Origin of the sequence: Qipengyuania profundimaris, from assembly GCF_030717945.1 — a bacterium.
GTDB lineage: Bacteria > Pseudomonadota > Alphaproteobacteria > Sphingomonadales > Sphingomonadaceae > Qipengyuania > Qipengyuania profundimaris.
In genome coordinates this window covers 1,038,210-1,062,312 of record NZ_JAVAIM010000001.1, presented here as the reverse complement: position 1 = coordinate 1,062,312, position 24,103 = coordinate 1,038,210, and the positions used below count along the sequence as shown (strand labels likewise).

Below are 24,103 nucleotides of genomic sequence, written 5' to 3'. Positions count from 1 at the left end.
GTCAATCGGCGAGCTTGTACTCGGCCGGGTTGCCGTCCTTGGCGGGCAGCGCACCGTCGCGCTTGCGGCTTCGCGGTGCGGTGGCTGCAGCGATGAGCCGGCGCTGTTCGTCGTCGCCCATGCGCTCCCAGCCGGCGCGTCCGAGCTTTTCGAGCGGGCGATAGCGGACCTTGTACTGCATCCGCTCCGCACCTTCGACCCAATAACCGAGGTAGACGTAGGGCAGTCCGCGCTCTGCCGCGCGGCGGATGTGGTCAAGAATGATGTAATTCCCAAGCCCAGCCCGATCCTCATGCTCCGGGTCGTAGAAGCTGTAGATCATCGACAGCCCGTCACCCTGGAAATCCGTTAGACATGCTCCGACCAGGCGACCCGGCTCGGCGCCGATTCCCGGCTCCCTGTATTCAACGACATAGCTGGATACAGGCGTGTGTTCCACCATATCCGCAAAGTCGGTATCTTCCATCTGCGTCATTCCACCACCGGGGTGCCGCGATGCAAGATATTTCTGCAACAGCTGGAACTGCTCGTCGGTCGCCCATGGGCGGCACTCGACCGAAACCAGGTCGTCATTTGCCTTGAGCGCGCGGCGCTGGGTCTTGGATGGCTTGAACTCGTTGGCGACCACGCGCACCGAAACGCAGGCCTGGCAGTCGAGGCATGACGGACGATAGGCGACCGTCTGGCTGCGGCGAAAACCGATCCGCCCGAGCGCTTCGTTCAACTCGTCGGCATTGGCGCCGCGCAGTTCCGTGAACACCTTGCGCTCGCTCTTGCCCGGCAGATACGGACAGGGCGCAGGGCTCGTCACGAAAAAGCGGGGAAAGCGGATCGGTGCTGTCACGGCTGCGGGCATCCTTTCATCGCGAAATCGGCTTACGACAAAGCATCTTTCTGCCGCATTTACGATTTGTTGACTCTGTTATGCAGCTTCCGGTTCCGGGTTAAAAGGCCCTTAACCATGAAAAGCGGGCTTGCCTCGTCAAACGACTCGCGATTTGTGGAAAAGCGTGCAGCTGCCGATCAGGCCAGTTCGGCCAGTTCCACATCGTAGCCCTTGGCCCGCAGGCCTTGTACGAGGCCGTTGATCTGGGCCTCGTCGCGCGCCTCGCACTCGATTTCCGCCGTAAGTCCCTTGGCGGGCAGTAGGGTGAAGATGCGCTGGTGATAGATCTCGATGATATTCACATTGTGCGCATCGAATTCGCGCATCACCTTGAACAGGGCGCCCGGGCGATCCTGCAAAGTGATCTGGAGCCGGGCTAGCCGACCCGACCGCGCGAGATCGCGTAGCAGGACATTGGCAAGCAGCCGCGTATCGATATTCCCGCCGCACAGCACCAGCCCGACAGTCTTGCCGGCGAACTTCTCCGGATGCGACAGCACCGCCGCCAGACCCGCCGCGCCTGCGCCCTCGACCACGGTCTTCTCGATCTGGAGTAGCAACGAGACCGAGTGCTCCAGCTTCGGCTCTTCCACCAACAGCACTTCGTCAACCAGTTCGCGAATGATCTCGCGGGTGAATTCGCCGGGTGCCTTGACCGCGATGCCTTCGGCCAGCGTATCGCCGCCGCAGGGCCGCTCGTCGCCGGTGACTGCCGAGTACATGGAGGGATAGAGCGCGGCCTGCACGCCGATCATTTCGATCTCGGGGTTCAGCGCCTTGGCGACAGTGGCCATGCCGCTCATCAGCCCGCCGCCGCCGATGGGCACCACCAAACAGTCGAAATCGTCCTTCTGTTCGAGCATCTCCAGCGCGACCGTGCCTTGCCCCGCCGCGACATGCGGATGATCGAAGGGATGGACGAAAGTCAGCCCGCGCTCTTTTTCCAGCTTGCGTGCGTGGGCATAGGCCTCGTCGAAAGTCTCGCCGTGCAGTTCGACATTTCCGCCGACGCTTTCCGTCTGCATCACCTTCACGCTGGGCGTGGTCTGCGGCATCACGATGGTCACCGGCACGCCGAGCCGCCGCCCGTGATAGCTCAGCCCCTGCGAATGATTGCCCGCCGATGCCGCAATCACGCCGCGCGAGCGCTGCTCTTCGGGCAGTTGCAAAAGAGCGTTGAGCGCGCCGCGTTCCTTATAGGCCGCAGTAAACTGGTGGTTCTCGAACTTGAGCCAAATGTCGGCGCCGGAAATCTCCGACAGCGTCTGCGAGCGCAGCATCGGAGTCTTCACCACCGCGCCGTCGATACGCAAGGCCGCGGCCCGCACATCGTCGAGGGTCAGCAGATCGGTCGCCTTGGCTTGGGCGCGCGCGGTGGATGCAGTGCTCATGGCCCCGCCCCTACGGCGCGCATGGGGACGGCGCAATCTCGGAAAGGGTTTGCCTGCGCCAAGCTATGCCTTATCGCGCCCGAACATGATGACACGGGGCCGCTCGATGAAACTGAAATTCCTTACCGCACTGCTTGCCTGCACTATGGCGACGCCGGCCTTTGCCGATGTCCTGATAGACAATGTCGAGGGCCTGACCATCGACGAGGAGGGCGATGTCAAGCGCTTCACCGGCATCGTGATCGGGGACGATGGCAAGATCGTCCAGTTGCTGGAACGCGGCGACAAGAAACCGCAGACCGATTACCGCGAGGATGGCCAGGGACGGGTTATGATCCCCGGCCTGATCGATGCCCATGCCCACGTAATGGGCGTCGGCATCGGCGCGCTGACGCTGGACCTGTCCGACACGCGCTCGCTCGACGAGGCGCTCGCGAAGATCGCCGCTTTCGCTGCCGAGAACGAGGCGCGACCTTGGATCCTCGGGCGCGGCTGGAATCAGGAGCAATGGGGCCTAGGACGCTTTCCGACGGCCGCCGAGCTGGACCGCGCGGTGTCGGACCGGCCGGTCTATCTCCAGCGCGTCGATGGCCATGCCGGCTGGGCCAATACGCTCGCCCTGCAGGCTGCAGGCGTCACCGCTGAAACGAAGTCGCCCGAGGGTGGCCGGATAGAGCGGCTGGCCGGATCGCAGGAGCCCTCCGGCGTGTTCGTCGACGCTGCCGAAGAGCTGATGAACCGCGCCATCCCCGCGCCGCGCCCGGTCGAACGCGACCTCGCTTTTGCCGAAGCGCAGAAAGTGCTCCATCGGCAGGGCATCACAGCAGTGGCCGACATGGGCACGACGATCGAGGACTGGCAGGCCTTCCGCCGCGCCGGCGATCGCGGAACGCTCACGCTGCGGATCATGAGCTATGCCGCTGGACCAGACCAGATGGAGCTGATCGCCGGATCGCGCCCCTCGCCCTGGCTCTATGACGACAAGCTCCGGATGAACGGCGTAAAGCTCTATCTCGACGGTGCGCTGGGCAGCCGCGGGGCGTGGCTCAAACAGCCCTATGCCGACGATCCGGGCAACACCGGCCTGCCGCTGACCAGCCCGGCGAAGCTGCGCAACATCCTCGTGCGCGCGGCGCAGGGGGATTTCCAGCCTGCCATTCACGCCATCGGCACCGCCGCCAATGCCGAGGCGCTCAATGCGATCAGCGAGATAGCGGAAAGCTTCCCCGGTGATCGGCGCTGGCGGATCGAGCATGTGCAGATCGTCGATCCGGTCGACCTGCCGAAATTGGGGCAGAACGGCATCATCGCCAGCATGCAGCCGGTCCACCAGATCAGCGACCGCCTGATGGCCGAAGCGCGGCTGGGCCCTAACCGGCTGGACGGGGCCTATGCCTGGAACACGATCCTCGGCCTCGGCGGCAAGCTGGCCTTCGGTTCGGACGCGCCGGTCGAGAGCGCCGATCCCTTCGCCGGGATGGCCGCCGCGACGACGCGCATGGACGCCAATGGCGAGCCCTTCGGCGGCTGGCGCCCGCAGGACCGAGTAAATCGCGAGCAGGCTCTAGCAGGCTTTACCGCCTGGGCGGCCTATGCCGGATTTGCCGAAGGGCGGTTCGGACGTCTGCTGCCCGGCGAGCGGGCGGACTTCGTGCTGGTCGATACCGATCCGCTGATGGCGACACCGGCGCAGCTACGTGCGACGAAGGTGTTCGAGACCTGGGTCGGCGGCCGGAAAGTCTACGACGCGGACTGAGGCTCTTCCGGCTCGGCCTCGTCCTGGATCTTCTTGCGATCGGTAAAGCGCATGAGGATCAAGGAGCCTTCGAAGAGTAGCAGCAGCGGTATCGCCAAGAGCAATTGCGAGCCGGGATCGGGCGGCGTGATGATCGCCGCGAGCGCGACCACGAGCACGATGACATAGCGGCGCGCGCCGACCAGTTGCTCGCGCGTAACGATGCCTGCGCGGTGCAGCAGCAGAAGCAGCACCGGCAGCAGGAAGCTCATCCCGAAGGCGAGGATGAACTGCATCACCAGCCCGAGATATTCGTTCGCCGTCGGCAGCGCCTGGATTTCCAGCCCGCCAGCCGTGCCCTCGAAGCCGAGAAACCAGCGGAAAGCCGTCGGCATGACGACATAATAGGCAAGCGCCGCCCCGGCGCCGAACAGGATCGGCGTCGCGAGCAGGAAGGGCAGGAAGGCTCGCTTTTCCTTCGCGTAGAGACCGGGGGCGACAAACGCCCACAGCTGGTTGGCGATGATCGGGAAGCTGAGGCAGAAGCCCGCGAACAGCGCGACCTTCAACTCCACGAAGAACACTTCGTAGAGCTTCGTGAAGATCAGCTGCCCCTCACCGGCCGGAAAGGCAGCCTTGAGCGGCTGAATGAGGAAGCCGAGGATCGGATCGGCGAAGTAGAGGCACACGCCGAACGCCACCACCAGCGCGAGGATGCAGCGCACCAGCCGTGCGCGCAGCTCGATCAGGTGGTCGAGCAGCGGGGCCTGCGTTTCGTCGATGTCCTTGATTACCGCCACGTCACGCGTCCTTCGCGGGCGGCGGAGGTGGATCGAGGGGCAACGAAGGCTCGTCGGTCTCCGGCGGAGCGTGCTCGGGCGCTTTCACCGGCGCCGCGCGGCGAATGGCGGCTTCTGCAGCGGCGTCGGGATCGGGCACTTCGTCCGCCGCGGCCAGCGGCTCCATCTGCGGCGGGACGAGATTATCGGGCGCGCCGCCGGCGGGATCGTCTCCGGTCGGATATTCGGCCATGATCCGCTTGTTGCGATCGGCCCATTCCTTCTCCATGTCCTCGATCTCGGCCTGCCGGACCATCTCGTCCAGCCCGGCGCGGAAATGGCCCGAGACCTTGCGCAGCTTGCCGATCCAGCGACCCGCCGTGCGCATGGCCTTGGGCATGTCCTTGGGACCGATCACGATGATCGCCACTACGACGATCACCAGCAGTTCGGCAGCGCCGATATCGAACATGGACAGCCTACCGCGGTCTAGCCGGTCACTTGGTGTCGGTGGTCGATTTGACCTGGCTGTCTTTCAGGCCGTCGTCGGCGGGCTTCGCCTCGTGCTGGATCCGCGGGGCAGGCTTTTCGTCATCCTCGTTCATACCCTGCTTGAAGCTTTTGATGCCCTTACCGAAATCGCCCATCATTTCGGAAATGCGCCCGCGCCCGAACAGGACGAGGATGACGATGGCGATGATAATGAGCTGCCAGGGACCGAGCGACATGATGAAACCTTTTTCGTAGCTGTGCTGCCTATATAGGCGTGTGCGCCGCGCTATGCCAGTGAGCTATCGTCCGGCGCGTCTTCGGCCTCGCCGTCGGTCACGGCCTCGCCCATCAGGTCCTCGTAAGCATCGTCGACCGGATCGAGCAGGCCGGTGGCGCGCAATTCGGCGATCCCGGGCAAGTCACGGCGGCTGTTGAGCCCGAAATGCTCGAGAAATTCGGGCGTGGTGGCGTAGATCGTCGGGCGACCGGGCACTTCGCGCCGTCCCGCGATCTTCACCCAACCCGCCTCCATCAGCACGTCGAGCGTGCCCCCGCTGGTCTGCACTCCGCGGATCGATTCGATCTCGGCTCGGCTGACCGGCTCGTGATAGGCAATGATCGCGAGCACCTCGGTCGCCGCGCGGCTGAGGCGGCGTAGCTGCTCTTTCTCGCGCCGAAGCAGATGCGCAAGGTCCGGCGCGGTTTCGAAATGCCAGCGCTTCGCCCGCTCGACCAACCGGATGCCGCGCTCCTCGTAATGCTCAGCAAGTCCACGTAGCGCTTCCCGCACATCGCCGGAGGCAGCATCGCCAAGGAAGCCTGCAAGCGCCTCCGCGGTCATCGGCTCTTCGGCCGCGAAAAGCGCAGCCTCCAGCGCGCGGGAGAGGTCATCCATGTGCCGCAGCTCGCCTGAGGTGCAGCGGCCCGAAAGTCTCCTCCTGCTGCAGTTCCGCCTTGCCCAGGCGGGCTAGCTCCAGCGCCGCGACAAAGCTGGAAGCCAGCGCCGACTTGCGCAGCCGCGGTTCGGCATGCGGCGGCAGGAAGCTGCGCAATTCCATCCAGTCGAGCGATACGCCGAGCATATGCGACACGCGGTCGAGCGCGCTTTCGAGCGTCATCACCGGTCGCTCGCGCACCATGTGGATCGCCGGCGCGGTCCGCGCCTTGACCCGTCCGTATGCCTCGATCAGCGCGAACTGGTCGCTTTGCCACAGCGTCTTGCGCGCGATCTCCAGTCCCTCCGGCGCGCCGCGCAGGAAAACATCGCGCCCGATGCGGTTGCCGCCCATGAGCCGCGCCGCCGCATCGCGCATTGCGCCGAGCCGTTGCAGGCGCAGCTGGAGCTTCAGCGCAAGCTCTTCCGGGCTCGGATCCTCCTGCTCGTCCTTGGGCAGCAGCATCGTGGATTTGAGATAGGCGAGCCAGGCGGCCATCACGAGATAGTCCGCCGCCAGCTCCAGCTTCAGCGCACCGGCCTGCTCGATATAGTCGAGATACTGGTCGACCAGCGAAAGGATCGAGATGGAGCGCAAGTCGACCTTCTGCCGCCGCGCCAGGTCGAGCAGCAGATCGAGCGGCCCTTCCCAGCCGTCGAGCTCCAGATACAGCGCATTCTCGTCCACCTTCGCCTCGGAGGCGATGCCGTCCCAGTCGTCTTCGGCATCCGCTTCGGCGAAGAGGAGGCCGTCACTGGTCAAGCCGCAGCCCCTTCGGCAACCGCCAGCAAGGCATCGCGCTTGGCCAGCAATTCCGCCGTCTCGATAGCGTCCATTGGATCGCCCATGGCAGCGTGCACGCGATCCAGCCGCTCGTTCGCCTGGTTCGACATCTTGCCGCAGCGTTCGACAATGCCTTCCATATCGTCGCGCTTGGCCCAGCAATTGAGAACGATATCGCATCCCGCAGCCAGCGCTTGCTCGGAGCGTTCGGGGATTGTCCCGTCGAGCGCCTCCATGTCGATGTCGTCGGTCAGCAGCAGGCCGCCGAAGCCGATCTGCCGGCGGATGACGTCGTCGATCACCTTGCTCGACAGCGTCGCCGGGCGATCCGCATCCCACGCGGTAAAGACGATATGCGCGCTCATACCGAGCGGATGATCGGATAGCGTGCGGAAAGGCTCGATATCGGCCTCAAGCTCCGCTGCGCTCACTTCCACTGTCGGCAGTTCCTTGTGCGTATCGCAGGTCGCGCGGCCGTGGCCTGGCATGTGCTTGAGGCAGCCGACCACCCCCGCCCGCGCCATCCCGTCGAGCACGGCTCGGCCGAGCGCAGCGACCTGCATCGGCTCGCTGCCCAGCGCACGGTCCCCGATCACGTCATCGGTCTCCGGCCGCCGCACGTCCAAGGGGGCATGGTAATCGACGCTGATCCCCGCAAGCGCCAATTCCAGAGCCATGGCCTCGGCATTGCAGCGCATCGCCTCGATGGCAGACGCAGGGGCGATCTCGTAGAGTTTGGCGAACTCCTCGCCCGCCGGATAGCGCGGCCATTCGGGCGGCTTCATTCGCACGACGCGCCCACCTTCCTGATCAATCGAAACGATCAGCCGGTCGCGCCCGTGGATGCTACGCAGATTGTCCGTCAGCCGGCGAAGCTGCTCTCGATCAGCGCAGTTGCGACCGAACAGGATATAGCCTGCCGGATCGGCCTCCTTGAAAAAGGCGCGCTCGTCTTCCGTAAGCTCGAGACCGGCTATGCCGAAAATTGCTGGCGTCATTGGCCTAGAGTGCGGCTTTTACCCAAGAGCGGCAAGCTTTCGCTGCCCGCGAAGTGTGGAAATTGCGGCGACTTTTGCAGCGTGCGTTAGAAGCGGTGGCTATTTCACGAAACAGGCCAGTCCGTCCGCCTTTAGTGCATTGCACAGACGGTTGGCCGCAGCGCGATCGCCCGGCAGAGCCTGCAGGCGATAGACCCGCCCGATATCGACCTGAGCCTCCACCACGCGGTGGCGCACACCGTTCAGCGCTTCGGTCTGGCGCGTCAGATTGGTCCAGGCCGCTTCCGCATCCGCGCGGTTCGGGAAAGCGCCGACCTGCACGGCAGTGCCGCTGGCCGCCGGCACGGGAGCCGGGGCCGGACGCGTCGCGGGGCTTTCCGCCGCGCCGTCATCGTTGAGGGTCGAAGCGATCGAAGGACCGGCGACCCTTTCGCCCTCCCGCTCGGCCTGCGCCTGTTGCGGCGAATCGGCGAGGCGGCCCTCGCGGGTTTCGCCTTCACCAACAGCGAAACTGGAATCGCCGGTGCCGGGGAAGACCTTGCCACCCTCGATTTCCGGCTTCGTCTTGTACGGTTCTTCCGGTGCAGCGATCAGGCTGCCGTCGGCGGGCGGCTCGTCCGAGGTCGCGCGTCCGAAATACCAGATACCGCCCACGACCACCGCAAGCGCCAGCAGCGCCAGCACGCCGACCAGGACGATGCGTCCGGTGTCGAAACCGCCGCGCGGCTCATCGTCATCGGTTGCTTCGAGCCACGGCAGGCTCTCGTCCTCGGCCAGGTCCAGCTCTTCGCTGTCGTCCCAATTGTCGTCGCTGTCATAGGGCGTTGCCGCCATGCTCACATCTCCTCGACCGCTTCGACGCCGAGAATGGCGAGCCCGTTGCGGATGACCTGCCCGACGGCATCGGCGAGGAACAGACGCGCTGCGCTTAGCTCGGCATCCCCCTCCTGGATGATCCGCTTGGACGGATCGTCGTTACCCGCATTCCAGAAACTGTGGAAGGCGGCAGCGAGATCGCCGAGGAAAAAGGCGATCCGGTGCGGCTCGCGCGCCTTGGCGGCGGATTCGACGACGCGCGGGAACTGGGCGGCCTCGCGCACCAGCGCGAGTTCGTCCGCGCCGAGCCGGTCGAGATGCTTGCCGGACGGCTCGACACCGGCCTTGCGCATGGTCGAGCGGATGCGGGCATGGGCGTATTGCAGGTAGAAGACCGGATTGTCCTTCGACGCCTCGACCACCTTGGCGAAATCGAATTCCATCTGTGCTTCGGGCTTGCGGGTCAGCATGGTGAAGCGCACCACGTCCTTGCCCACTTCCTCGACCATGTCGGCGATGGTGACGAAATTGCCAGAGCGCTTCGACATCTTGATCGGCTCGCCGTTCCGCGTCAGCTGGACCATCTGGACCAGCTTCACGTCGAATGGGATGGCTTTGCCTTCCCCTTCCGACAGCGCGGCGACGGCGGCCTTAATGCGCTTGACCGTGCCGGCATGGTCCGCGCCCCAGATGTCGATCAGTTCGTCGGCCCCCTGCGCCTTCTGCAGGTGATAAGCGAGATCGGCACCGAAATAGGTCCACGCGCCGTTCGACTTCTTGATCGGGCGATCCTGATCGTCGCCGAACTGGGTGGAACGGAACAGCGGCAGTTCGACCGGCTCCCAATCCTCCGGCGGTGCCTTGCCCTTGGGGGCTTCGAGCACGCCGTCATAAACGAAGCCATGCTCGCGCAGCCACGCCTCGGCGGCTTCGGGCTTCTTCGCGGCCTGCAATTCGGCCTCGGAAGAGAACAGGTCATGATGGATGCCGAGCAGCGCCAGATCCTCGCGGATCATGTCCATCATCGCCGCCACCGCCTGCTCGCGGAAGATCGGCAGCCACTCGCTCTCCGGCGCGTCCTTGTACGCATCGCCGAATTGCTGCTGCAGTCTTTCGCCGACCGGCTTCAAATAGTCGCCCGGGTATAGCCCCTCGGGGATCTCGCCGATGTCCTCGCCCAGCGCTTCCTTGTAGCGTAGGTGAGCGGAGCGGGCGAGCACATCTACCTGCCCTCCCGCGTCGTTGACGTAATACTCGCGCACCACACGGTGGCCGGCGAATTCCAGCAGGCCCGCCAGCGCATCGCCCACCACCGCGCCGCGGCAATGGCCCATGTGCATCGGACCGGTCGGATTGGCGGAGACGTACTCGATGTTGACCGTGCGCCCGTCGCCCATCGTCGAGCTGCCGTAATCCGCGCCGAGCGCAGCGATCGCTTCAAGCTCGCGCCGCCATGCATCGTCGGAGAGGCGCATGTTGATGAAACCGGGGCCGGCAATCTCGGTCGAAGTTATGTCGGGATCGCGATCGAGATGCTCGACGATCTTTTCCGCCAGCGCGCGCGGATTGGTCTTCGCCTGCTTGGCCAGCACCATGGCCGCGTTCGTCGCAAGGTCTCCGTGCGAGGGATCCCGCGGCGGCTCCACCGTCACATTGCCGCGCGGCGTTTCGGACGGAAGCGTGCCTTCCATTTCCAGCGCGTTCAGGATTGCATCGATACGCGCCGCGAAAGCCGCGTGAAGGGTCTGCATGTCAGCCATGGCGCGCGCCTAGCCCATTGGGCCAGATTCGCAAGAGACCAGCGCTTAGCGCGTGGCGTTATAGCGCAGCTGCGGTTCGGACAGCTGGAAGCCGACCAGCAGTTCGAACGTCGCCCGCTGGACGGCTGCACGCACCGCCGGATCGGCCAGCGGGTCGAGCGCCGCATCGGGATCCCCCGCCTTCCGCCTGCGGGTGATCTGCTCACGAATATCGGCGGGCAGCGAAGCATCGGCGCGGTTAACATAGGCACCGGCCTGCCCACTGGCGGAGGCGCGCTCCTGACCGTCGGCGAATTGCAGCGTGACCTGCCCGATCCGCTTGGTCACCACCTGCGATCCCCCGCGCAGCACGGTCGAGAAATAGGGCAGCGTTACCGTGCGCGCACCGCGCGTATCGGCGCGGCGGGCAAGCACGTCGAAGGTCGCCTGCGTATAAACGCGCTCCGCACCTTCGTCGCAGGTCGAGCGCAGATTGGTAATCGCCGCCGTCACGTCGAGGTCGGCCAGCGTAGTAGATCCGGGAGCACGGAAGGTCGTGATGTCGCCGGTGTAATCGGGAATGCCGACAGCCGGGCAGGCAGTACGGACCGCCTGGATACCGACGCCTTCGTTGATTACCAGTTCGCCTTCGCGGCTGCATCCGGCGAGCGCCAGTCCGACTGCGAGCACGGAGAGGAGGCGATTGCGGCTGGTCATGCGGCTTGTATTCCCTTGTCGAATTCGAATTCGCCCGCCTTGCGGGACGCGAGGACGCCCTAGCTTGCGTGCGGCGAAAGCGCTAGAGGGCAGCACATGAACGCCCCCTTTCAATCCACCGATGCGGCAGCAAGCAGCGATCCGCGCCTGCCGCTCCAGCTCCTGATCGCCGCCCCGCGTGGTTTCTGCGCCGGAGTCGACCGCGCCATCGAGATCGTCGAGCGCGCGCTCGAGAAATACGGCGCACCGGTCTATGTCCGGCACGAGATCGTCCATAATCGCTACGTCGTCGAGAGCCTGAAGGCCAAGGGCGCGATCTTCGTCGAGGAACTGGACGAGGTGCCGACCGATGCTCCGTGCGTCTTCAGCGCACATGGCGTGCCGAAGTCCGTCCCGGCAGAGGCCGAACGGCGGAACATGATGTATGTCGATGCGACCTGTCCTTTGGTGAGCAAGGTCCACCGCCAAGCCGAGCGCCAGATCGAAAAGGGGCAGCACATCCTTTTCATCGGTCATGAAGGCCATCCGGAAGTCATCGGCACGATGGGCCAGGTGCCCGAGGGCCAGATCACGCTGGTCGAGACGGTCGAGGACGTCGCGACACTTCCCTTCACGCGCGACGACAAACTCTCTTTCCTGACGCAGACGACACTGTCAGTCGATGACACGCGCGAATTGGTGGAAGCCCTGCGGGAACGCTATCCACAGATCGTCGGACCCAAGGCTGAAGACATTTGCTACGCCACCAGCAACCGGCAGGCAGCGGTCAAGAAGATCGCCCCGGCCAGCGATCTCGTGTTGGTCATCGGAGCCCCGAATTCATCGAATTCCTTGCGGCTCGTTGAAGTGTCCGAACGACTCGGCACGGATGCGCGGTTGATCCAGCGGGCGGACGAGATCGATCCGAGCTGGCTGGAAGGCGTCGGCACACTCGGCCTGACAGCTGGAGCCTCGGCACCCGAAAAGCTGGTTCGCGAAGTCGTCGACCGGCTGTCCGAATGGCGCGCCGTGAGCGAAGAAACGATCATGGCCGCCGAGGAGAACATGATCTTCAAGCTGCCGCGCCAGCTGACCGACTAGGTGGCGGTCTACACCCACCTCGGCGCAGAGGATCTGGCGGCACTGATCGCGGCTTACGATGTCGGCGAGCTGGTCTCGGCCAAGGGAATCGCCGAGGGCGTGTCGAACTCGAACTGGCTGATCGAAACCACCGGTGCGGAGGGGATCGGCGCGCGCTTCATCCTGACGATGTACGAATACCGCATCGATACCGCGCAACTGCCCTTCTATCTCGGCCTGCTCGATCATCTTTCGGCCAGGGATTGCCCGGTCCCGCGCACCATCCACGACCGGACTGGCGCAGCCTGTCGGACGATCGGCGACAAGGCGGTGGCGCTGATCGAATTCCTGCCCGGCGTATCGGTTGACCGGCCGACACCGGCACAGGCCAAGGCGGTAGGAGCGGCCCTCGCACAGTTGCATGGTGCGGTAGGTGACTTCGACAAGTCGCTTGCGCAATCCATGGGCCTCGCCGAATGGCGGCGGTTGTTGGAGGACTGTGGCAAGGAGGGCCTGGCAGACATCGATCCTGCATTGCCCGACCTCGCCTTTTCCGAGCTGGGCTACCTCGATGCCCATTGGCCCGAGGGGCTGCCGCGAGACGTCGTCCACTGCGACCTTTTCCCCGACAACGTCCTGATGCTGGGCGACAAGGTCAGCGGTCTCATCGACTTCTATTTCGCAGCCGAGGATTTCTTCGCCTACGACCTCGCGGTGACGCATGCGGCCTGGTGCTTCGAAGATAGGGGCAAGCGTTTTCGCCCGGAAATCAGCGATGCCCTGCTCACAGGATACGCATCGGGTCGAAGCCTGTCGGATGCCGAAAGAGCGGCGCTGCCCATTTTGGCGCGGGGGGCGTGCATGCGCTTTATCTCGTCGCGGGCCTACGACTGGGTGAACACCCCCGCAGACGCGCTCGTGGTTCGCAAGGATCCGATGGATTTCGCCGCGCGACTGGATTTTTACCGCGAGCATGGCACAGCGCTCTTCGCATGAAGAAAGTCGAGATATTCACCGATGGCTCCTGCAAGGGCAATCCCGGCCCCGGCGGCTGGGGCGCGCTGCTGCGTATGGGTCGTCATGAGAAGGAACTGTCCGGTGGCGAGGCGGAGACGACCAACAATCGCATGGAATTGACCGCCGCGATCCGCGCGCTCTCCGCGCTGATCGAGCCCTGCGAGGTCGAGCTTTATACCGACAGCAAATACCTGATCGATGGCATCACCAAGTGGGTGCACGGCTGGAAGAAGCGCGGCTGGGTCAATGCCAGCAAGAAGCCGGTCCGCAATGCCGAGCTATGGCATGATCTGATCGAGCTTACCGCGCGTCACACCGTACATTGGCATTGGGTAAAGGGGCATAGCGGCCACCCGGAGAACGAGCGGGTGGACCAGCTCGCCAGCGACGCGGCCGATGCCATCGCCGCCGGCGGAGCCTGACACAGCTTAGCTGTTGTCCATCACCTCGGCACCCGGGCAGTTTTTCTTGATCGAGTCGATCGCGTTCTGCGCGCTGGCCTTGGAGCTGTAGCCCTCCGTCGAAAACATCGTCTCCGAATTGTATTTGAAGCGCACGCGGTACTCGCCCGCCTTGTCCTTATAGATTTCGAAATGATGGGCCATGGATCGCGTCTCCCGTGTTTGCGATTGGATTCGGCTGCGCGAACCTAACAAATGTTGTCCGCTTGGCTACCCGAAGCGTGACGCCAGATATGGCGACGGATCGACCCCTGCTGTCAGATCGTCGCCGGACGCCCCGGTGAACAATTGCGCTGCGAGGCGCGCAGCGGCCGGCGAGGTTTGGATTCCGAAGCCGCCCTGGCCCGCGAACCAGCCGAAGCCTTCGACATGGGGATCCCAACCGTAAACCGGTCTCCGGTCGGGCGCGAAGCTGCGCAGGCCGGCCCATTTGCGCTCTACCGCCTCGACCTGCCACTCCACGACGCTTTCGAAACGATCGATTGCCTGCGCCACGGCCAGTTCTTCAGGTGCCGCATCGCAAGGCTCGCTCGGTTCTTCGTCATGCGGGCTCAGCCAGACCCGGCCCGATTCGGGCTTGAAATAGAAGCCGCCGCCGATGTCGAGCACGAGCGGGAGATCGGGCGGGACCTGCGGCGCGACCCGTAGCTGGATGACCGTGCGCCGCAGCGGCTGGATCCCGACCGGGCGCGCGCCCGCAAGCTGCGCGAACTCGTCCGCCCAGGCGCCAGCTGCGTTAATGAGCGCGCCGGCAGTCCAGCTTTCGCCTGCTGCGCTCGTCAACGTCCACCGGCCATCCCGGCGGGACGCGTCGACGATCCTGGCGCGACAGACAAGGTCGACGCCACCGCGCTTGGCCATAGCGAGATAGTGCTGATGCAGCGCGCCGACATCGATGTCCGCACAGGCAGGTTCCCAGATCGCGCGCGTCCAGTCCGGGCAAAGGCCGGGCAACCGCTGTCCCAGCGCGTGCCGGTCGAGCTGCTCTATGGTCACACCAGTCCCGCCGAAACGCTGTTCGAAGCGGTCGATGGTATGCGTATCGATATCGCGCCCGATATAAAGCGCGCCGCGCTGCGTCAGAAAGCCGCCTTCGCGCAGGTAGCGCCCCGATGCGAGAGTGAGCGGAACGATGTCCGGCCCGCCATAGCATTCCTCCCAGAACGCAGCCGAGCGTCCGGTCGAATGGTATCCAGGTCGATCTTCCGCCTCCGGCACCAGCACGGACGCACCGGTCGCGGAGAGTTCGGCTGCTAGGCTGGCCCCGGCTATTCCGGCGCCGACGATGGCGAAATCGAAAGTGTTCACGATCTTTGCGGTGCGACCCTGTCCAGAAATTCCTCGATCGCATTCGTCGCGCGGTCCCGTACGTCATCGGTCTCGCGCAGGATCTCGTGATGCGCTTCCGGGCCGAATGCGACCAGTTCCCCCTTCGGCAGGCGCTCGCTCGCCCGAACGGCAGCGGGATGGCTGACCAGCTTGTCGTTGGAAGTCGACACGATCAGCACCGGAGCCTCCACGGCTTCCATCGCGCCTGTCCGTTCCAGCACCCGGCTCGAGGCATAGGCCCGCTCGACCCAGCCCCAGCTGCCCGGCCCCATCACCAGTTCGGGCCGCTGCTCACGCCACCACAGTTCGTCGGCATAGCGCTGGGCGTCGTGGCTTAACAGGTCGCGCCGCCGCGCAGGGATTTCTCCCGGCTTCTCGCTCCATTTCCATGCCGGGCGCGTGGGTTTGCCCAGCAGCGTCATCAATTTCGCGACCCCCTGTAGCATGGGTAGCGGAAGCGGCGGCCCCGCCATGCCGAGCATCGGCGCGCTCAGGACTACGGCTTCGGGGTCGACAGCCTGCTCGATCAGGGCACGCATCACGAGATGCCCACCCATCGAGTGGCCCGCGAGGACATGAGGTCCGGGCGTCTCGGCCTTCCACGCGGTCCAGAGAGCCGCCAGATCTGCAACCCAGTCGCCGAAATCGTCGATATGTCCGGTGACTTCGTCGTCGCCCAGCCGCCCCGACCCGGCCTGGCCGCGCCAATCCGCTGCAGTCACGCGCCAGCCGGCCCGGTGCCATTCCTCCAGCGTCTCGAGATACTTCTCGTAGAAATCGCCGCGGCCGGGAAGGAACAGGATCGAACCGCGCGCGGGTTTGGCCCCGGGCCAGTCGATCCGGCGCAGGGCATGTCCATCGGGTGCAGTCCAGCGGGTTTCGCTGGCATCTGCGGGGATGGAGCGACGGTCGATCGCCGGAGTCATGGCCGTATCCGAGATATGCGGGTCCTCGCTATGGTTACTGTTTGGTAAGTCATGATCTGTACCACCGGCACCGAACGGACTTTCGGGGACATCATGGCCGGTATCGAAATCACCTACGTATTGCTCGGCGGATTGGCAATCGCACTGCTTATTGCAGCCATTACCGATCTCAAGAGCCGCACGATTGGCAACAAGCTCAATGCCGTGATCGCACTCGGCGCGCCGCTGTGGTGGTGGGCGAGCGGGCTGACGCTGTGGCCGGGTGTCGCATGGCAGATCGGCTTTGCCGCACTCGTCTTTGCGATCTGCTGCGGCCTGTTCGCGATCCGCCAGATGGGCGGCGGTGATGTCAAGCTGCTCACCGCGCTTGCGCTTTGGATCCCGCCAATGCCGTTCCTCAAGCTCGTCGTCATCATGGCGATCGTCGGCGGGGCGCTGACCATCGTCTTCGGCGCGGCGCACATCATGCGGCGCCGCAAGGATCGCATCGCAATTCCTTACGGCCTGGCGATCGCCATCGCCGGCCTGTGGGTGCTCGGCACCGAGCAGTTGGGCCAGGTGCCTGCCGTTTCGGGAATGCTGTGAAAACCCGATCTTAACCAATTCGCCGCTAAGCGAAGAAACCATACCTGCCCGCACCACAATTCACGCGGGCCATACGAGGGGGCTAGATAGCCATGGACAGGAAGAAGCTGGTTCTGCTGGTAGGCGCACTGATCGTTGCGATCGGTACCGCACTGGTTGCTCGGAGCATGTTTGCAGGTGCCTCGGCACCGCAGGCAGAAGCCGCGCAGGTGGAAGCACAGGGACCCAAGGTACTCGTTGCGCAGCGTGCGCTGCCGGTGGGCACGATTATCACCGCAGATGCGATCAACTTCCAGCTGTGGCCGGAAGAGCTGGTGCAGAACGCCTACTTCCTCGACGGTGAAGCGGATATGTCCAAGCTGCTGGGAACGGTGGTCCGCCACCCGATCACGGCAGGCGAACCGGTGACCCAGGGTGCGCTTGTCGCACCGGGTGATCGCGGCTTCCTGGCTGCAGCCCTCGCCCCTGGCATGCGCGCTATCACCGTTCCGGTGTCGGCCCAGTCGGGCGTGGCAGGCTTCGTCTTCCCGGGCGACCGGGTGGACATGGTCCTGACACAGACGATCAAGGGCGACGAGGACACGGAAATGCGTGCCTCGGAAACCATCCTTCGTAACCTTCGTGTGCTCGCCACAGACCAGTCGACCGTGTCCGAAAAGGCCGAAGACGGGTCTACAATCGTCAAGCCCTTCCGCGCCGTTACGCTGGAAGTGACACCGGTGATCGCTGAGAAGATCGCCGTGGCGCAGACCATCGGGACGCTCAGCCTGTCGCTGCGTTCGCTCGCCGACAACCAGAGCGAACTCGAAATGGCGCTGGCCACGGGGGACGTCACCATCCCGGACGACGCTACCCCGGAAGAGGAAGAAAAGCTGCTGCGCGAAGCCATGGCGCGTCCCGACGATGCCAAGGGCACCTTCGTGACCGGCGGCGATGTCTCGCGCTTCCAGCGCCGCAGCGTCCGCCCGGTCGGATCATCCAACAAGGGCGGCGGCACTGCGGACTTCAACCCGGCCGACATCTTCGGCGGACGCGAAGTCAAGCACACCGGCCCGACCGTCAGCGTGACCCGCGGCAAAGCCACCGAAGTCGTGCCGATCGGCAAGAACGGTTCGGTCACGACGCCGACGATGCGCGAACCCTCCGTCTTCGAAAAGATGATGGAGACCGCCATCCAGGCACAAGCGGGCACCGTTGGCCAAGGCATGCCGGCGCCGACCACTTCGAAGCAAGTCCGATGATCCGCCGCGATAACAAGACAGGAAGCCATTCAGGGGGCAATTCCATGAAACGTCGTCTCACTACCAAAGTGCTGCTCGCCAGCCTGGCGCTCGCGCCCGTGGCCAGCATACCGGCCAACGTCGCCACCGCCCAGTCGGTCGCACGGCCCAGCTCGGAAATCGTACTGTCTATCGGTCGCGGCGAACTCGTCACCGTACCGGGGGCCATGGCCAACGTCTTCGTCGCCGACGACAGTGTCGCCGATGTGCAGGTCAAGTCGACCCGCCAGCTTTACGTATTCGGCAAGGCCGGCGGCGAGACCACGGTGTATGCTAGCAACTCGGCCGGCGACATCGTCTGGTCCGCCAACATCCGCGTCGGTTCGAACATCTCGAGCATCGACCAGATGCTGGCGCTGGCGATGCCGGGTGCCAAAGTGAATGTGGCAACTATCGGCACGAACACCGTGCTGCTGACCGGTACGGTCGGCGCGCCCGAAGACGCCGCCGAAGCACAGCGCCTGGTCGAAGCTTTCCTGGGCGAAGAGTCCAACGTGATCAGCCGCCTGCGTACGGCGACGCCGCTTCAGGTCAATCTGCAGGTAAAGTTCGCCGAAGTCAGCCGCTCGCTTGTCCGCGACATCAAGGGCAACCTCACCACGCGCGACCAATCCAACGGCTTTGTGTTCGGTGCACAGAGCAATGGCGCTGGCAATATCGTCGGCAATCAACCGACCGAAAACACCGTCCCGCTCGATCCCTGTGCGGTCTACCAGTTTGCCTGCCGCAGCGAATTGCGCCCCTACGATTATATCAACCAGCGCTTCGTCACGCCGCGCACGACCTACGAGGCGATCCGCGGCACTCAGCCCGGCCTGCTCTCGATGGGCGGTTCGTTGCTTGGCTTCGATCTGCTGGCAACGCTCAATCTGGGCGAGCAGATCGGCCTGGTCACTACGCTTTCGGAACCCAACTTGACTGCCCTTTCGGGTGAAACGGCAGAGTTCCTTGCCGGTGGCGAATTCCCGATCCCGCAGAGCCAAGGCCTTGGCACCGTGACCGTCGAGTACAAGAACTACGGTGTCAGTCTGACCTACACGCCGACCGTGCTGGCCAATGGCCGTATCTCGATGCGCGTGCGTCCGGAAGTATCGGAACTCTCCAGCCGCGGTGCAGTCACGCTGAACGGGTTCACCGTTCCGGCCCTCACCACGCGCCGCGCGGAAACGACCATCGAACTCGGCTCCGGTCAGAGCTTCATGATTGCGGGCCTGATGCAGAACAGCTCGCAGAACGCTTTGGAAAAGACGCCGGGCCTCGCCGAGTTGCCGATCCTCGGCAATCTGTTCCGCTCCAAGAGCTACCAGAAGGGCGAAACCGAGCTGGTTATCATCGTGACCCCTTATCTGGTCAGGCCGGTCAATGCGAGCGACATCGTGCTACCGACCGATGGCTTCCGCGCTCCGGACGAGGTCGAAAGCATCCTCGGCTATATGGAAAACAACGGCGAGAGCGGCGCCAAGCGTCCGATGCCGACCATGCAGGAAAGCACCGAGCCGGCCACGCCGGGTATCTCGCAGGCTCCGACGAACGGCGCAGCAACCGCCAGCGCCGCGCCGGTCCAGCCGCGCCGCGCCGAGGCCGATCCGGCCGCCAAGCCCGGCTTCAGCTTCGAGTGAGAAGGAACATAGCGATGCGTAACATCATGAACCGCAAGACGACCTCCGCAATGGCTCTCTCGCTCGCGCTCGGCCTTGGTGCCTGCGTCGGCGGGGTGCCGACCAACGATACGCTCTATTCGACCAAGCAAGCGGTCGTGGAGCGCACGCACTACACCTTCGACGTCCAGACCAATGGCGACAGCCTGCCGGTCAGCGAACAGCAGCGCCTGCTGGCTTGGTTCGACTCAATGGACCTGCGTTACGGCGACAAAATCGCGGTCGAAGACCCCGGTTATGGCGAAGGCGTGCGCGACAATGTGGCGCAGCTGGCCGGCCGCTATGGTCTGCTGCTGACGGATGGCGCGCCGCCGACCGAGGGCTACATCTCGCCGGGCCAGGCGCGCGTAGTCATTTCGCGGACGCTCGCCAGCGTACCGGGCTGCCCGGACTGGTCGGCCAAGAGCGACGCCAATTACAACAACGCTACCTACCCGAATTACGGCTGCGCCACCAACGCCAACATGGCAGCGATGGTCGCCAATCCGGAGGACCTCGTCAGCGGCCAGCAAGGCACGGGCGAAACCGTTATCCTGAGTTCCAACAAAGCCATCGCCAGCTATCGCGACCAGGAGCCCACCGGCGCCGGTGGTCTTACTGAAGTCGGCACCACGGAGGACTGATCCATGAGCGCTTCACTCAAATCTGCCATGCCCGGCAACCGCGATGCCTTTGCCGCATTTCTGTGCGACGAAGCGGCGCTCGACGTGTTGCGCCCCGTGGTCATCGAACTCGGCTGGCAGCCCGAAAAATGCAACAAGGGTGGCCTGCGCAATGCCATCCAGGCGCTGTCGGTCTCGGCTAGCCCGAACATCCTCATGGTCGACCTGTCGGAAAGCGGCGACCCGCTGAACGACATCAACGCACTGGCCGAAGTTTGCGAGCCCGGCACCGTGGTGATCGCCATCGGCCAGGTAAACGACGTACGCCTTTATCGCGACCTGCTAGCGAGCGGCATTCACGACTATCTTCTGAAACCGCTGAGCGCGAGCGTCCTGCGCGATTCGCTCAACCAGGCGCAGGCGGTTTTCGCGGCTCCGCGTATGAGCGACGAGGACAAGGCCAAGCGCCACATTTCGACCGCCGTGATCGGAACGCGCGGCGGCGTCGGGGCATCGACGCTCGCGACGTCGCTGGCCTGGAACTTTGCCGCCGAACGTAACCTCGCGACGGCCATGCTGGATCTCGACGTGCATTTCGGCACCGGCGCCTTGACGCTCGATCTGGAGCCCGGGCGCGGACTGACCGACGCGATCGACAACCCCAGCCGCATCGACGGGCTGTTTATCGAACGCGCCATGATCCGTGCGAACGAGAATCTCGCCATCCTGTCGGCCGAGGCGCCGATCAACCAGCCGTTGATGACCGACGGATCGGCCTTCATGCAGCTGCAGGACGAATTCAAGCACGCGTTCGAGATGACCGTGGTCGATATGCCCCGTAATATGATGATCAACTTCCCGCATCTCCTCAACGAGGTGAACGTGGTGGTTCTGGCGGCGGAAATGTCGCTTGCTTCCGCCCGGGATACGATCCGCATCCTTTCGTGGCTCAAGACCAATGCTCCCCATGCGTCGCCGCTGATCGTGGCGAACAAGGTTCAGCCGGGCGCTGCGGAAATTAGCAAGGCGGACTTCGAAGCCTCCATCGAACGCACGATCGACGTCGTCATTCCGTACGACCAGAAGGCTGCGGCAAATGCTGCGAAGCTGGGCAAGACCTTCCTAGAGGCCAATGGCGGTTCCAAGGCTGCGGCCGCAATCAAGCAGGTCAGCCAGCAGGTCATCCGCATCGGTCACGATGACGAGGGTGAGGAAGAAACCGAAAGCCGCAAGAAGTCGCTCCTTGGCGGCCTCGATCTCAAGGGTCTGCTGTCGAAGAAGAAAGAGCCTGCGGCGGCTGCCGAAGCAGTAGAATAAGGGTGGCGATCTCCGGTCCCTGGCGGACCGGGCCCCAACCTGAAGACGGATAGGTACGGAGTCAGCGAATGGATATCGTTCAAGTCGTTTTGCTAGCTGCCGGGGTGCTCGCCCTGCTGGCGATCGGCTATACGCTGGTCGCCGGACCGGATGCAGCCAAGGCCGGGCAGCGCCGCTTGCAGCAGGTGCGTTACCGCCATTCCGAAAGCACCGATGCCAAGGTCGAATCGCAGCTCAAAAAGGCGATCGCCTCGCGCAAACCCAAACGGCATAAGACGCCGGGATCCGGTTCGCGCGTCGATGCTCTCGCGATCCGGCTCGATCGTACAGGCAAGAACTGGTCCCTGAGCCAATATACCTATGTTTCGCTCGGTATCGGCCTCGCTATTGCGACACTTCTGTTCCTGCGCACCGGGTCGCTGCCGCTGTCCTTCGGGATCGGCGTGCTCGCCGGCGCCGGCCTTCCCCATTTCGTCGTCGGGCGGCAGATCAAGAAGCGCACCGCGCAGTTCAACGCCAAGTTCCCCGATGCCATTGAGTTGCTGGTTCGCGGCCTTCGCTCCGGCCTTCCGGTGACCGAAACGTTGGCTGTCGTCTCGCAGGAGGTCCCCGGCCCGGTCGGCCAGGAGTTCCGCGGGATCGTCGAGCGGATCAAGATCGGCAAGACGATGGAGGATTCGCTCCAGGACACTGCCGACCGCCTGGGCATCCCCGAGTTCAACTTTTTCTGCATCACGCTCGCGATCCAGCGCGAAACCGGTGGCAACCTAGCCGAGACGCTATCGAATCTCGCCGACGTCCTGCGAAAGCGGTCCCAGATGAAGCTGAAGATCAAGGCGATGAGTTCGGAATCGAAAGCATCTGCCTATATCGTCGGCTCGCTGCCCTTCATCGTCTTCATCCTCGTTTACTGGATGAACCCGAAGTATGTCGGTGGCTTTTTCACCGACGACCGCCTCATCGTGACCGGACTCGGCGGCCTCGTCTGGATGAGCATCGGCGGCTTCATCATGGCCAAAATGGTCAACTTCGAAATCTGAGCTAGGGAAGAGACAGACCCATGGATCCTGCCACCGGCCCCACCCTTCTCGGCTTCGACGTCCTGTTCGTCGGCTCGGTCCTAGCCGGGATCGCAGCCCTCGCCGTGCTGTTCGCCCTCTATACCGCCGTCACGATCAAGGATCCGATGGCCAAGCGCGTCAAGGCGCTGGAAGGGCGCCGCGAAGAGCTGAAGAGCGGCTTGGTCACCTCGAGCGCGAAGAAACGCCAGAGCCTCGTTCGCAAGACCGATACGACGGAGAAGATCAAGGACACGCTGGGCAGCATGAAGGTGCTGCAGCAAAGCCAGATCGAAGTGGTGCAGCAAAAGCTCGCGCATGCCGGCTTCCGCAACAAGGAAGTGGCGGTTTACATCATCGCGCTTCGCATGATCCTCCCCATCCTGCTGGGCGGGACCGCATTCGTCTGCATCTTCCTGCTCGACATGTTCCCCGACTGGGGCGCAGTGAAGCGCAATGGCGCTTTGGCATTCTCCGTCTTTGCAGGTTACAAGGGCCCGGAAATTTACCTCAGTAATATTGCGAAGAAGCGCTCCGACGCCATTCGCAAAGGTTTGCCCGACGCGCTCGACCTTCTGGTCATCTGCGCGGAAGCCGGCCTGACTGTCGATGCCGCCTTTAACCGCGTCGCCAAGGAACTGGGCCGCGCCTATCCGGAACTGGGCGACGAGTTCACCCTGACCGCGATCGAGCTGTCCTTCCTCAACGAACGGCGCAAGGCCTTCAACAACCTCGCGTATCGTGTGGACCTGGAGGCGGTGAAGGGCGTGGTCACGACCATGGTACAGACCGAGAAGTACGGTACGCCGCTCGCCTCCGCCCTGCGCGTCCTCTCGGCCGAATTCCGTAACGAGCGTATGATGCGCGCCGAGGAGAAGGCCGCGCGCCTTCCGGCGATCATGACAGTGCCTTTGATCCTGTTCATTTTGCCGGTCCTGTTCATCGTCATTCTCGGCCCGGCGGCATGTTCAATCTCCGACGCGTTCAGTGGCGGCATCGGCTAGCCGGGACCGCCGACTTCGACCGCAACGCGAAAGCCTGGCCGGCTCAGTCGGCCAGGCTTTCCGCGTCGAAGTCCCCCGCATTGTCGCGCACGCGGGCGAGCATGTCGCGCAGCGCCTCGCGCTCGTCGGGGCTCAGCACGTCGAACAACTCTTCCTCGATCTTGCGCGCCAGCGGCATGATCCCGGCGTGCACCGCCCTGCCCTCCGCCGTCAGTTCGAGCATGTGCGAGCGGCCGTCCTTCGCATTGGGCGAGCGCTGCACGAGACCGCGGTCCTCCAGCCTCTTGCAAGCCCGGTTGACCGGCACCTTGTCCATCAGCGTGAGCTGCGAGAGATCCCGCTGCGTCAGCGCGCCGCCATCGCCCAGCACCGCCATGATGCGCCACTCGGTCGTCTTGAGCGCGAACCGCTTGCGATACTGCTCCGCAATCCGGGTCGAGACCGCATTCGAGGCGATCGAGAGCTGGTAGGGCAGAAAGTCGGCGAGGCGCGGGGCGAGTTGATGCTTCGGCATCCCGCCATCCTTACCCCCCAGC

General features: G+C 64.2%; 26 protein-coding genes. 11 read left to right on the top strand and 15 right to left on the bottom strand.

The window, feature by feature from the left end:
- Nucleotide 1: 1 nt before the first annotated feature.
- Together Q9K02_RS05210 and Q9K02_RS05205 are read right to left on the bottom strand one after the other, a co-directional pair.
- Nucleotides 2-844, bottom strand: a complete 843-nt coding sequence (locus Q9K02_RS05210; RefSeq protein ID WP_278327421.1) for an arginyltransferase — start codon at nt 842-844, stop codon at nt 2-4.
- 179 nt (nt 845-1,023) lie between these two features.
- Nucleotides 1,024-2,277 carry a threonine ammonia-lyase gene (locus Q9K02_RS05205; protein WP_305931934.1) on the bottom strand — a complete coding sequence of 418 codons (1,254 nt, stop codon included), beginning with the start codon at nt 2,275-2,277 and terminating at the stop codon, nt 1,024-1,026.
- Between the two features lie 85 nt (nt 2,278-2,362).
- On the opposite strand from Q9K02_RS05205, the gene Q9K02_RS05200 reads away from it, so the two are divergent.
- Nucleotides 2,363-4,033: an amidohydrolase gene (locus Q9K02_RS05200; protein WP_422785410.1), complete on the top strand. Its 1,671-nt coding sequence runs from the start codon at nt 2,363-2,365 to the stop codon at nt 4,031-4,033.
- Here Q9K02_RS05200 and tatC read toward each other — a convergent pair.
- The 9 genes from tatC to Q9K02_RS05155 all read right to left on the bottom strand — a co-directional run bounded on the left by tatC (nt 4,018) and on the right by Q9K02_RS05155 (nt 11,271).
- Nucleotides 4,018-4,803, bottom strand: coding sequence for a twin-arginine translocase subunit TatC (gene tatC, locus Q9K02_RS05195; protein WP_422785444.1), 786 nt, complete (start codon nt 4,801-4,803; stop codon nt 4,018-4,020). The two genes, Q9K02_RS05200 and tatC, sit on opposite strands and share 16 nt — an antisense overlap.
- Before the next feature lie 10 nt (nt 4,804-4,813).
- Nucleotides 4,814-5,263, bottom strand: a complete 450-nt coding sequence (gene tatB, locus Q9K02_RS05190) for a Sec-independent protein translocase protein TatB (RefSeq protein WP_305931932.1) — start codon at nt 5,261-5,263, stop codon at nt 4,814-4,816.
- A gap of 25 nt (nt 5,264-5,288) precedes the next feature.
- Entirely contained in the window at nt 5,289-5,519 is a 231-nt protein-coding gene (tatA, locus tag Q9K02_RS05185) for a twin-arginine translocase TatA/TatE family subunit (RefSeq protein ID WP_305931931.1), read from the bottom strand.
- Between the two features lie 50 nt (nt 5,520-5,569).
- Nucleotides 5,570-6,178 carry an SMC-Scp complex subunit ScpB gene (gene scpB / locus Q9K02_RS05180; protein ID WP_305931930.1) on the bottom strand — a complete coding sequence of 203 codons (609 nt, stop codon included), beginning with the start codon at nt 6,176-6,178 and terminating at the stop codon, nt 5,570-5,572.
- Nucleotides 6,171-6,980, bottom strand: a complete 810-nt coding sequence (locus Q9K02_RS05175; RefSeq protein ID WP_305931929.1) for a segregation and condensation protein A — start codon at nt 6,978-6,980, stop codon at nt 6,171-6,173. Before Q9K02_RS05175 ends, scpB begins: the two co-directional genes overlap by 8 nt.
- The gene (nagZ, locus tag Q9K02_RS05170; protein ID WP_305931928.1) at nt 6,977-7,999 is read right to left on the bottom strand and encodes a beta-N-acetylhexosaminidase; all 1,023 of its coding nucleotides are present in this window, start codon (nt 7,997-7,999) and stop codon (nt 6,977-6,979) included. Before nagZ ends, Q9K02_RS05175 begins: the two co-directional genes overlap by 4 nt.
- A 99-nt stretch (nt 8,000-8,098) precedes the next feature.
- Nucleotides 8,099-8,833: an SPOR domain-containing protein gene (locus Q9K02_RS05165; RefSeq protein ID WP_305931927.1), complete on the bottom strand. Its 735-nt coding sequence runs from the start codon at nt 8,831-8,833 to the stop codon at nt 8,099-8,101.
- Nucleotides 8,834-8,835: 2 nt separating this feature from the next.
- Nucleotides 8,836-10,575 carry an arginine--tRNA ligase gene (argS, locus tag Q9K02_RS05160; RefSeq protein ID WP_305931926.1) on the bottom strand — a complete coding sequence of 580 codons (1,740 nt, stop codon included), beginning with the start codon at nt 10,573-10,575 and terminating at the stop codon, nt 8,836-8,838.
- Nucleotides 10,576-10,620: 45 nt separating this feature from the next.
- Nucleotides 10,621-11,271 carry a hypothetical protein gene (locus tag Q9K02_RS05155; protein WP_305931925.1) on the bottom strand — a complete coding sequence of 217 codons (651 nt, stop codon included), beginning with the start codon at nt 11,269-11,271 and terminating at the stop codon, nt 10,621-10,623.
- Nucleotides 11,272-11,367: 96 nt separating this feature from the next.
- Here Q9K02_RS05155 and ispH point away from each other — a divergent pair, with 96 nt between their 5' ends.
- The 3 genes from ispH to rnhA are packed head-to-tail and all read left to right on the top strand — an operon-like array spanning nt 11,368 to nt 13,769.
- Nucleotides 11,368-12,351, top strand: coding sequence for a 4-hydroxy-3-methylbut-2-enyl diphosphate reductase (ispH, locus tag Q9K02_RS05150; RefSeq protein WP_305931924.1), 984 nt, complete (start codon nt 11,368-11,370; stop codon nt 12,349-12,351).
- Nucleotides 12,352-13,326 carry a homoserine kinase gene (locus Q9K02_RS05145; protein ID WP_305931923.1) on the top strand — a complete coding sequence of 325 codons (975 nt, stop codon included), beginning with the start codon at nt 12,352-12,354 and terminating at the stop codon, nt 13,324-13,326.
- Nucleotides 13,323-13,769, top strand: a complete 447-nt coding sequence (gene rnhA, locus Q9K02_RS05140) for a ribonuclease HI (protein WP_305931922.1) — start codon at nt 13,323-13,325, stop codon at nt 13,767-13,769. The genes Q9K02_RS05145 and rnhA overlap by 4 nt, the downstream gene beginning before the upstream one ends.
- A gap of 6 nt (nt 13,770-13,775) precedes the next feature.
- Here rnhA and Q9K02_RS05135 read toward each other — a convergent pair whose 3' ends face one another.
- The 3 genes from Q9K02_RS05135 to Q9K02_RS05125 all read right to left on the bottom strand — a co-directional run bounded on the left by Q9K02_RS05135 (nt 13,776) and on the right by Q9K02_RS05125 (nt 16,063).
- On the bottom strand, nt 13,776-13,952 hold the full coding sequence (locus Q9K02_RS05135; protein WP_305931921.1) for a YegP family protein: 177 nt from the start codon (nt 13,950-13,952) through the stop codon (nt 13,776-13,778).
- Between the two features lie 66 nt (nt 13,953-14,018).
- Nucleotides 14,019-15,116, bottom strand: a complete 1,098-nt coding sequence (locus Q9K02_RS05130) for an NAD(P)/FAD-dependent oxidoreductase (RefSeq protein ID WP_305931920.1) — start codon at nt 15,114-15,116, stop codon at nt 14,019-14,021.
- Nucleotides 15,113-16,063, bottom strand: coding sequence for an alpha/beta fold hydrolase (locus tag Q9K02_RS05125; RefSeq protein ID WP_305931919.1), 951 nt, complete (start codon nt 16,061-16,063; stop codon nt 15,113-15,115). Before Q9K02_RS05125 ends, Q9K02_RS05130 begins: the two co-directional genes overlap by 4 nt.
- Before the next feature lie 93 nt (nt 16,064-16,156).
- Here Q9K02_RS05125 and Q9K02_RS05120 point away from each other — a divergent pair, with 93 nt between their 5' ends.
- From Q9K02_RS05120 to Q9K02_RS05090, 7 genes are all read left to right on the top strand, one after another.
- Nucleotides 16,157-16,648: an A24 family peptidase gene (locus tag Q9K02_RS05120; RefSeq protein ID WP_305933451.1), complete on the top strand. Its 492-nt coding sequence runs from the start codon at nt 16,157-16,159 to the stop codon at nt 16,646-16,648.
- Between the two features lie 92 nt (nt 16,649-16,740).
- Nucleotides 16,741-17,889, top strand: coding sequence for a Flp pilus assembly protein CpaB (cpaB, locus tag Q9K02_RS05115; protein WP_305931918.1), 1,149 nt, complete (start codon nt 16,741-16,743; stop codon nt 17,887-17,889).
- A gap of 44 nt (nt 17,890-17,933) precedes the next feature.
- Nucleotides 17,934-19,547 carry a type II and III secretion system protein family protein gene (locus Q9K02_RS05110; RefSeq protein ID WP_305931917.1) on the top strand — a complete coding sequence of 538 codons (1,614 nt, stop codon included), beginning with the start codon at nt 17,934-17,936 and terminating at the stop codon, nt 19,545-19,547.
- A gap of 14 nt (nt 19,548-19,561) precedes the next feature.
- Entirely contained in the window at nt 19,562-20,209 is a 648-nt protein-coding gene (locus Q9K02_RS05105) for a CpaD family pilus assembly protein (protein ID WP_305931916.1), read from the top strand.
- A 3-nt stretch (nt 20,210-20,212) separates the two neighbouring features.
- Entirely contained in the window at nt 20,213-21,505 is a 1,293-nt protein-coding gene (locus tag Q9K02_RS05100) for a pilus assembly protein CpaE (RefSeq protein ID WP_305931915.1), read from the top strand.
- A gap of 68 nt (nt 21,506-21,573) precedes the next feature.
- On the top strand, nt 21,574-22,545 hold the full coding sequence (locus Q9K02_RS05095) for a type II secretion system F family protein (RefSeq protein WP_305931914.1): 972 nt from the start codon (nt 21,574-21,576) through the stop codon (nt 22,543-22,545).
- Between the two features lie 20 nt (nt 22,546-22,565).
- The gene (locus tag Q9K02_RS05090; RefSeq protein ID WP_305931913.1) at nt 22,566-23,567 is read left to right on the top strand and encodes a type II secretion system F family protein; all 1,002 of its coding nucleotides are present in this window, start codon (nt 22,566-22,568) and stop codon (nt 23,565-23,567) included.
- A 43-nt stretch (nt 23,568-23,610) separates the two neighbouring features.
- On the opposite strand, the gene Q9K02_RS05085 is transcribed toward Q9K02_RS05090, so the two are convergent.
- Nucleotides 23,611-24,081, bottom strand: a complete 471-nt coding sequence (locus Q9K02_RS05085; protein ID WP_278327447.1) for a MarR family winged helix-turn-helix transcriptional regulator — start codon at nt 24,079-24,081, stop codon at nt 23,611-23,613.
- Nucleotides 24,082-24,103: the final 22 nt, after the last annotated feature.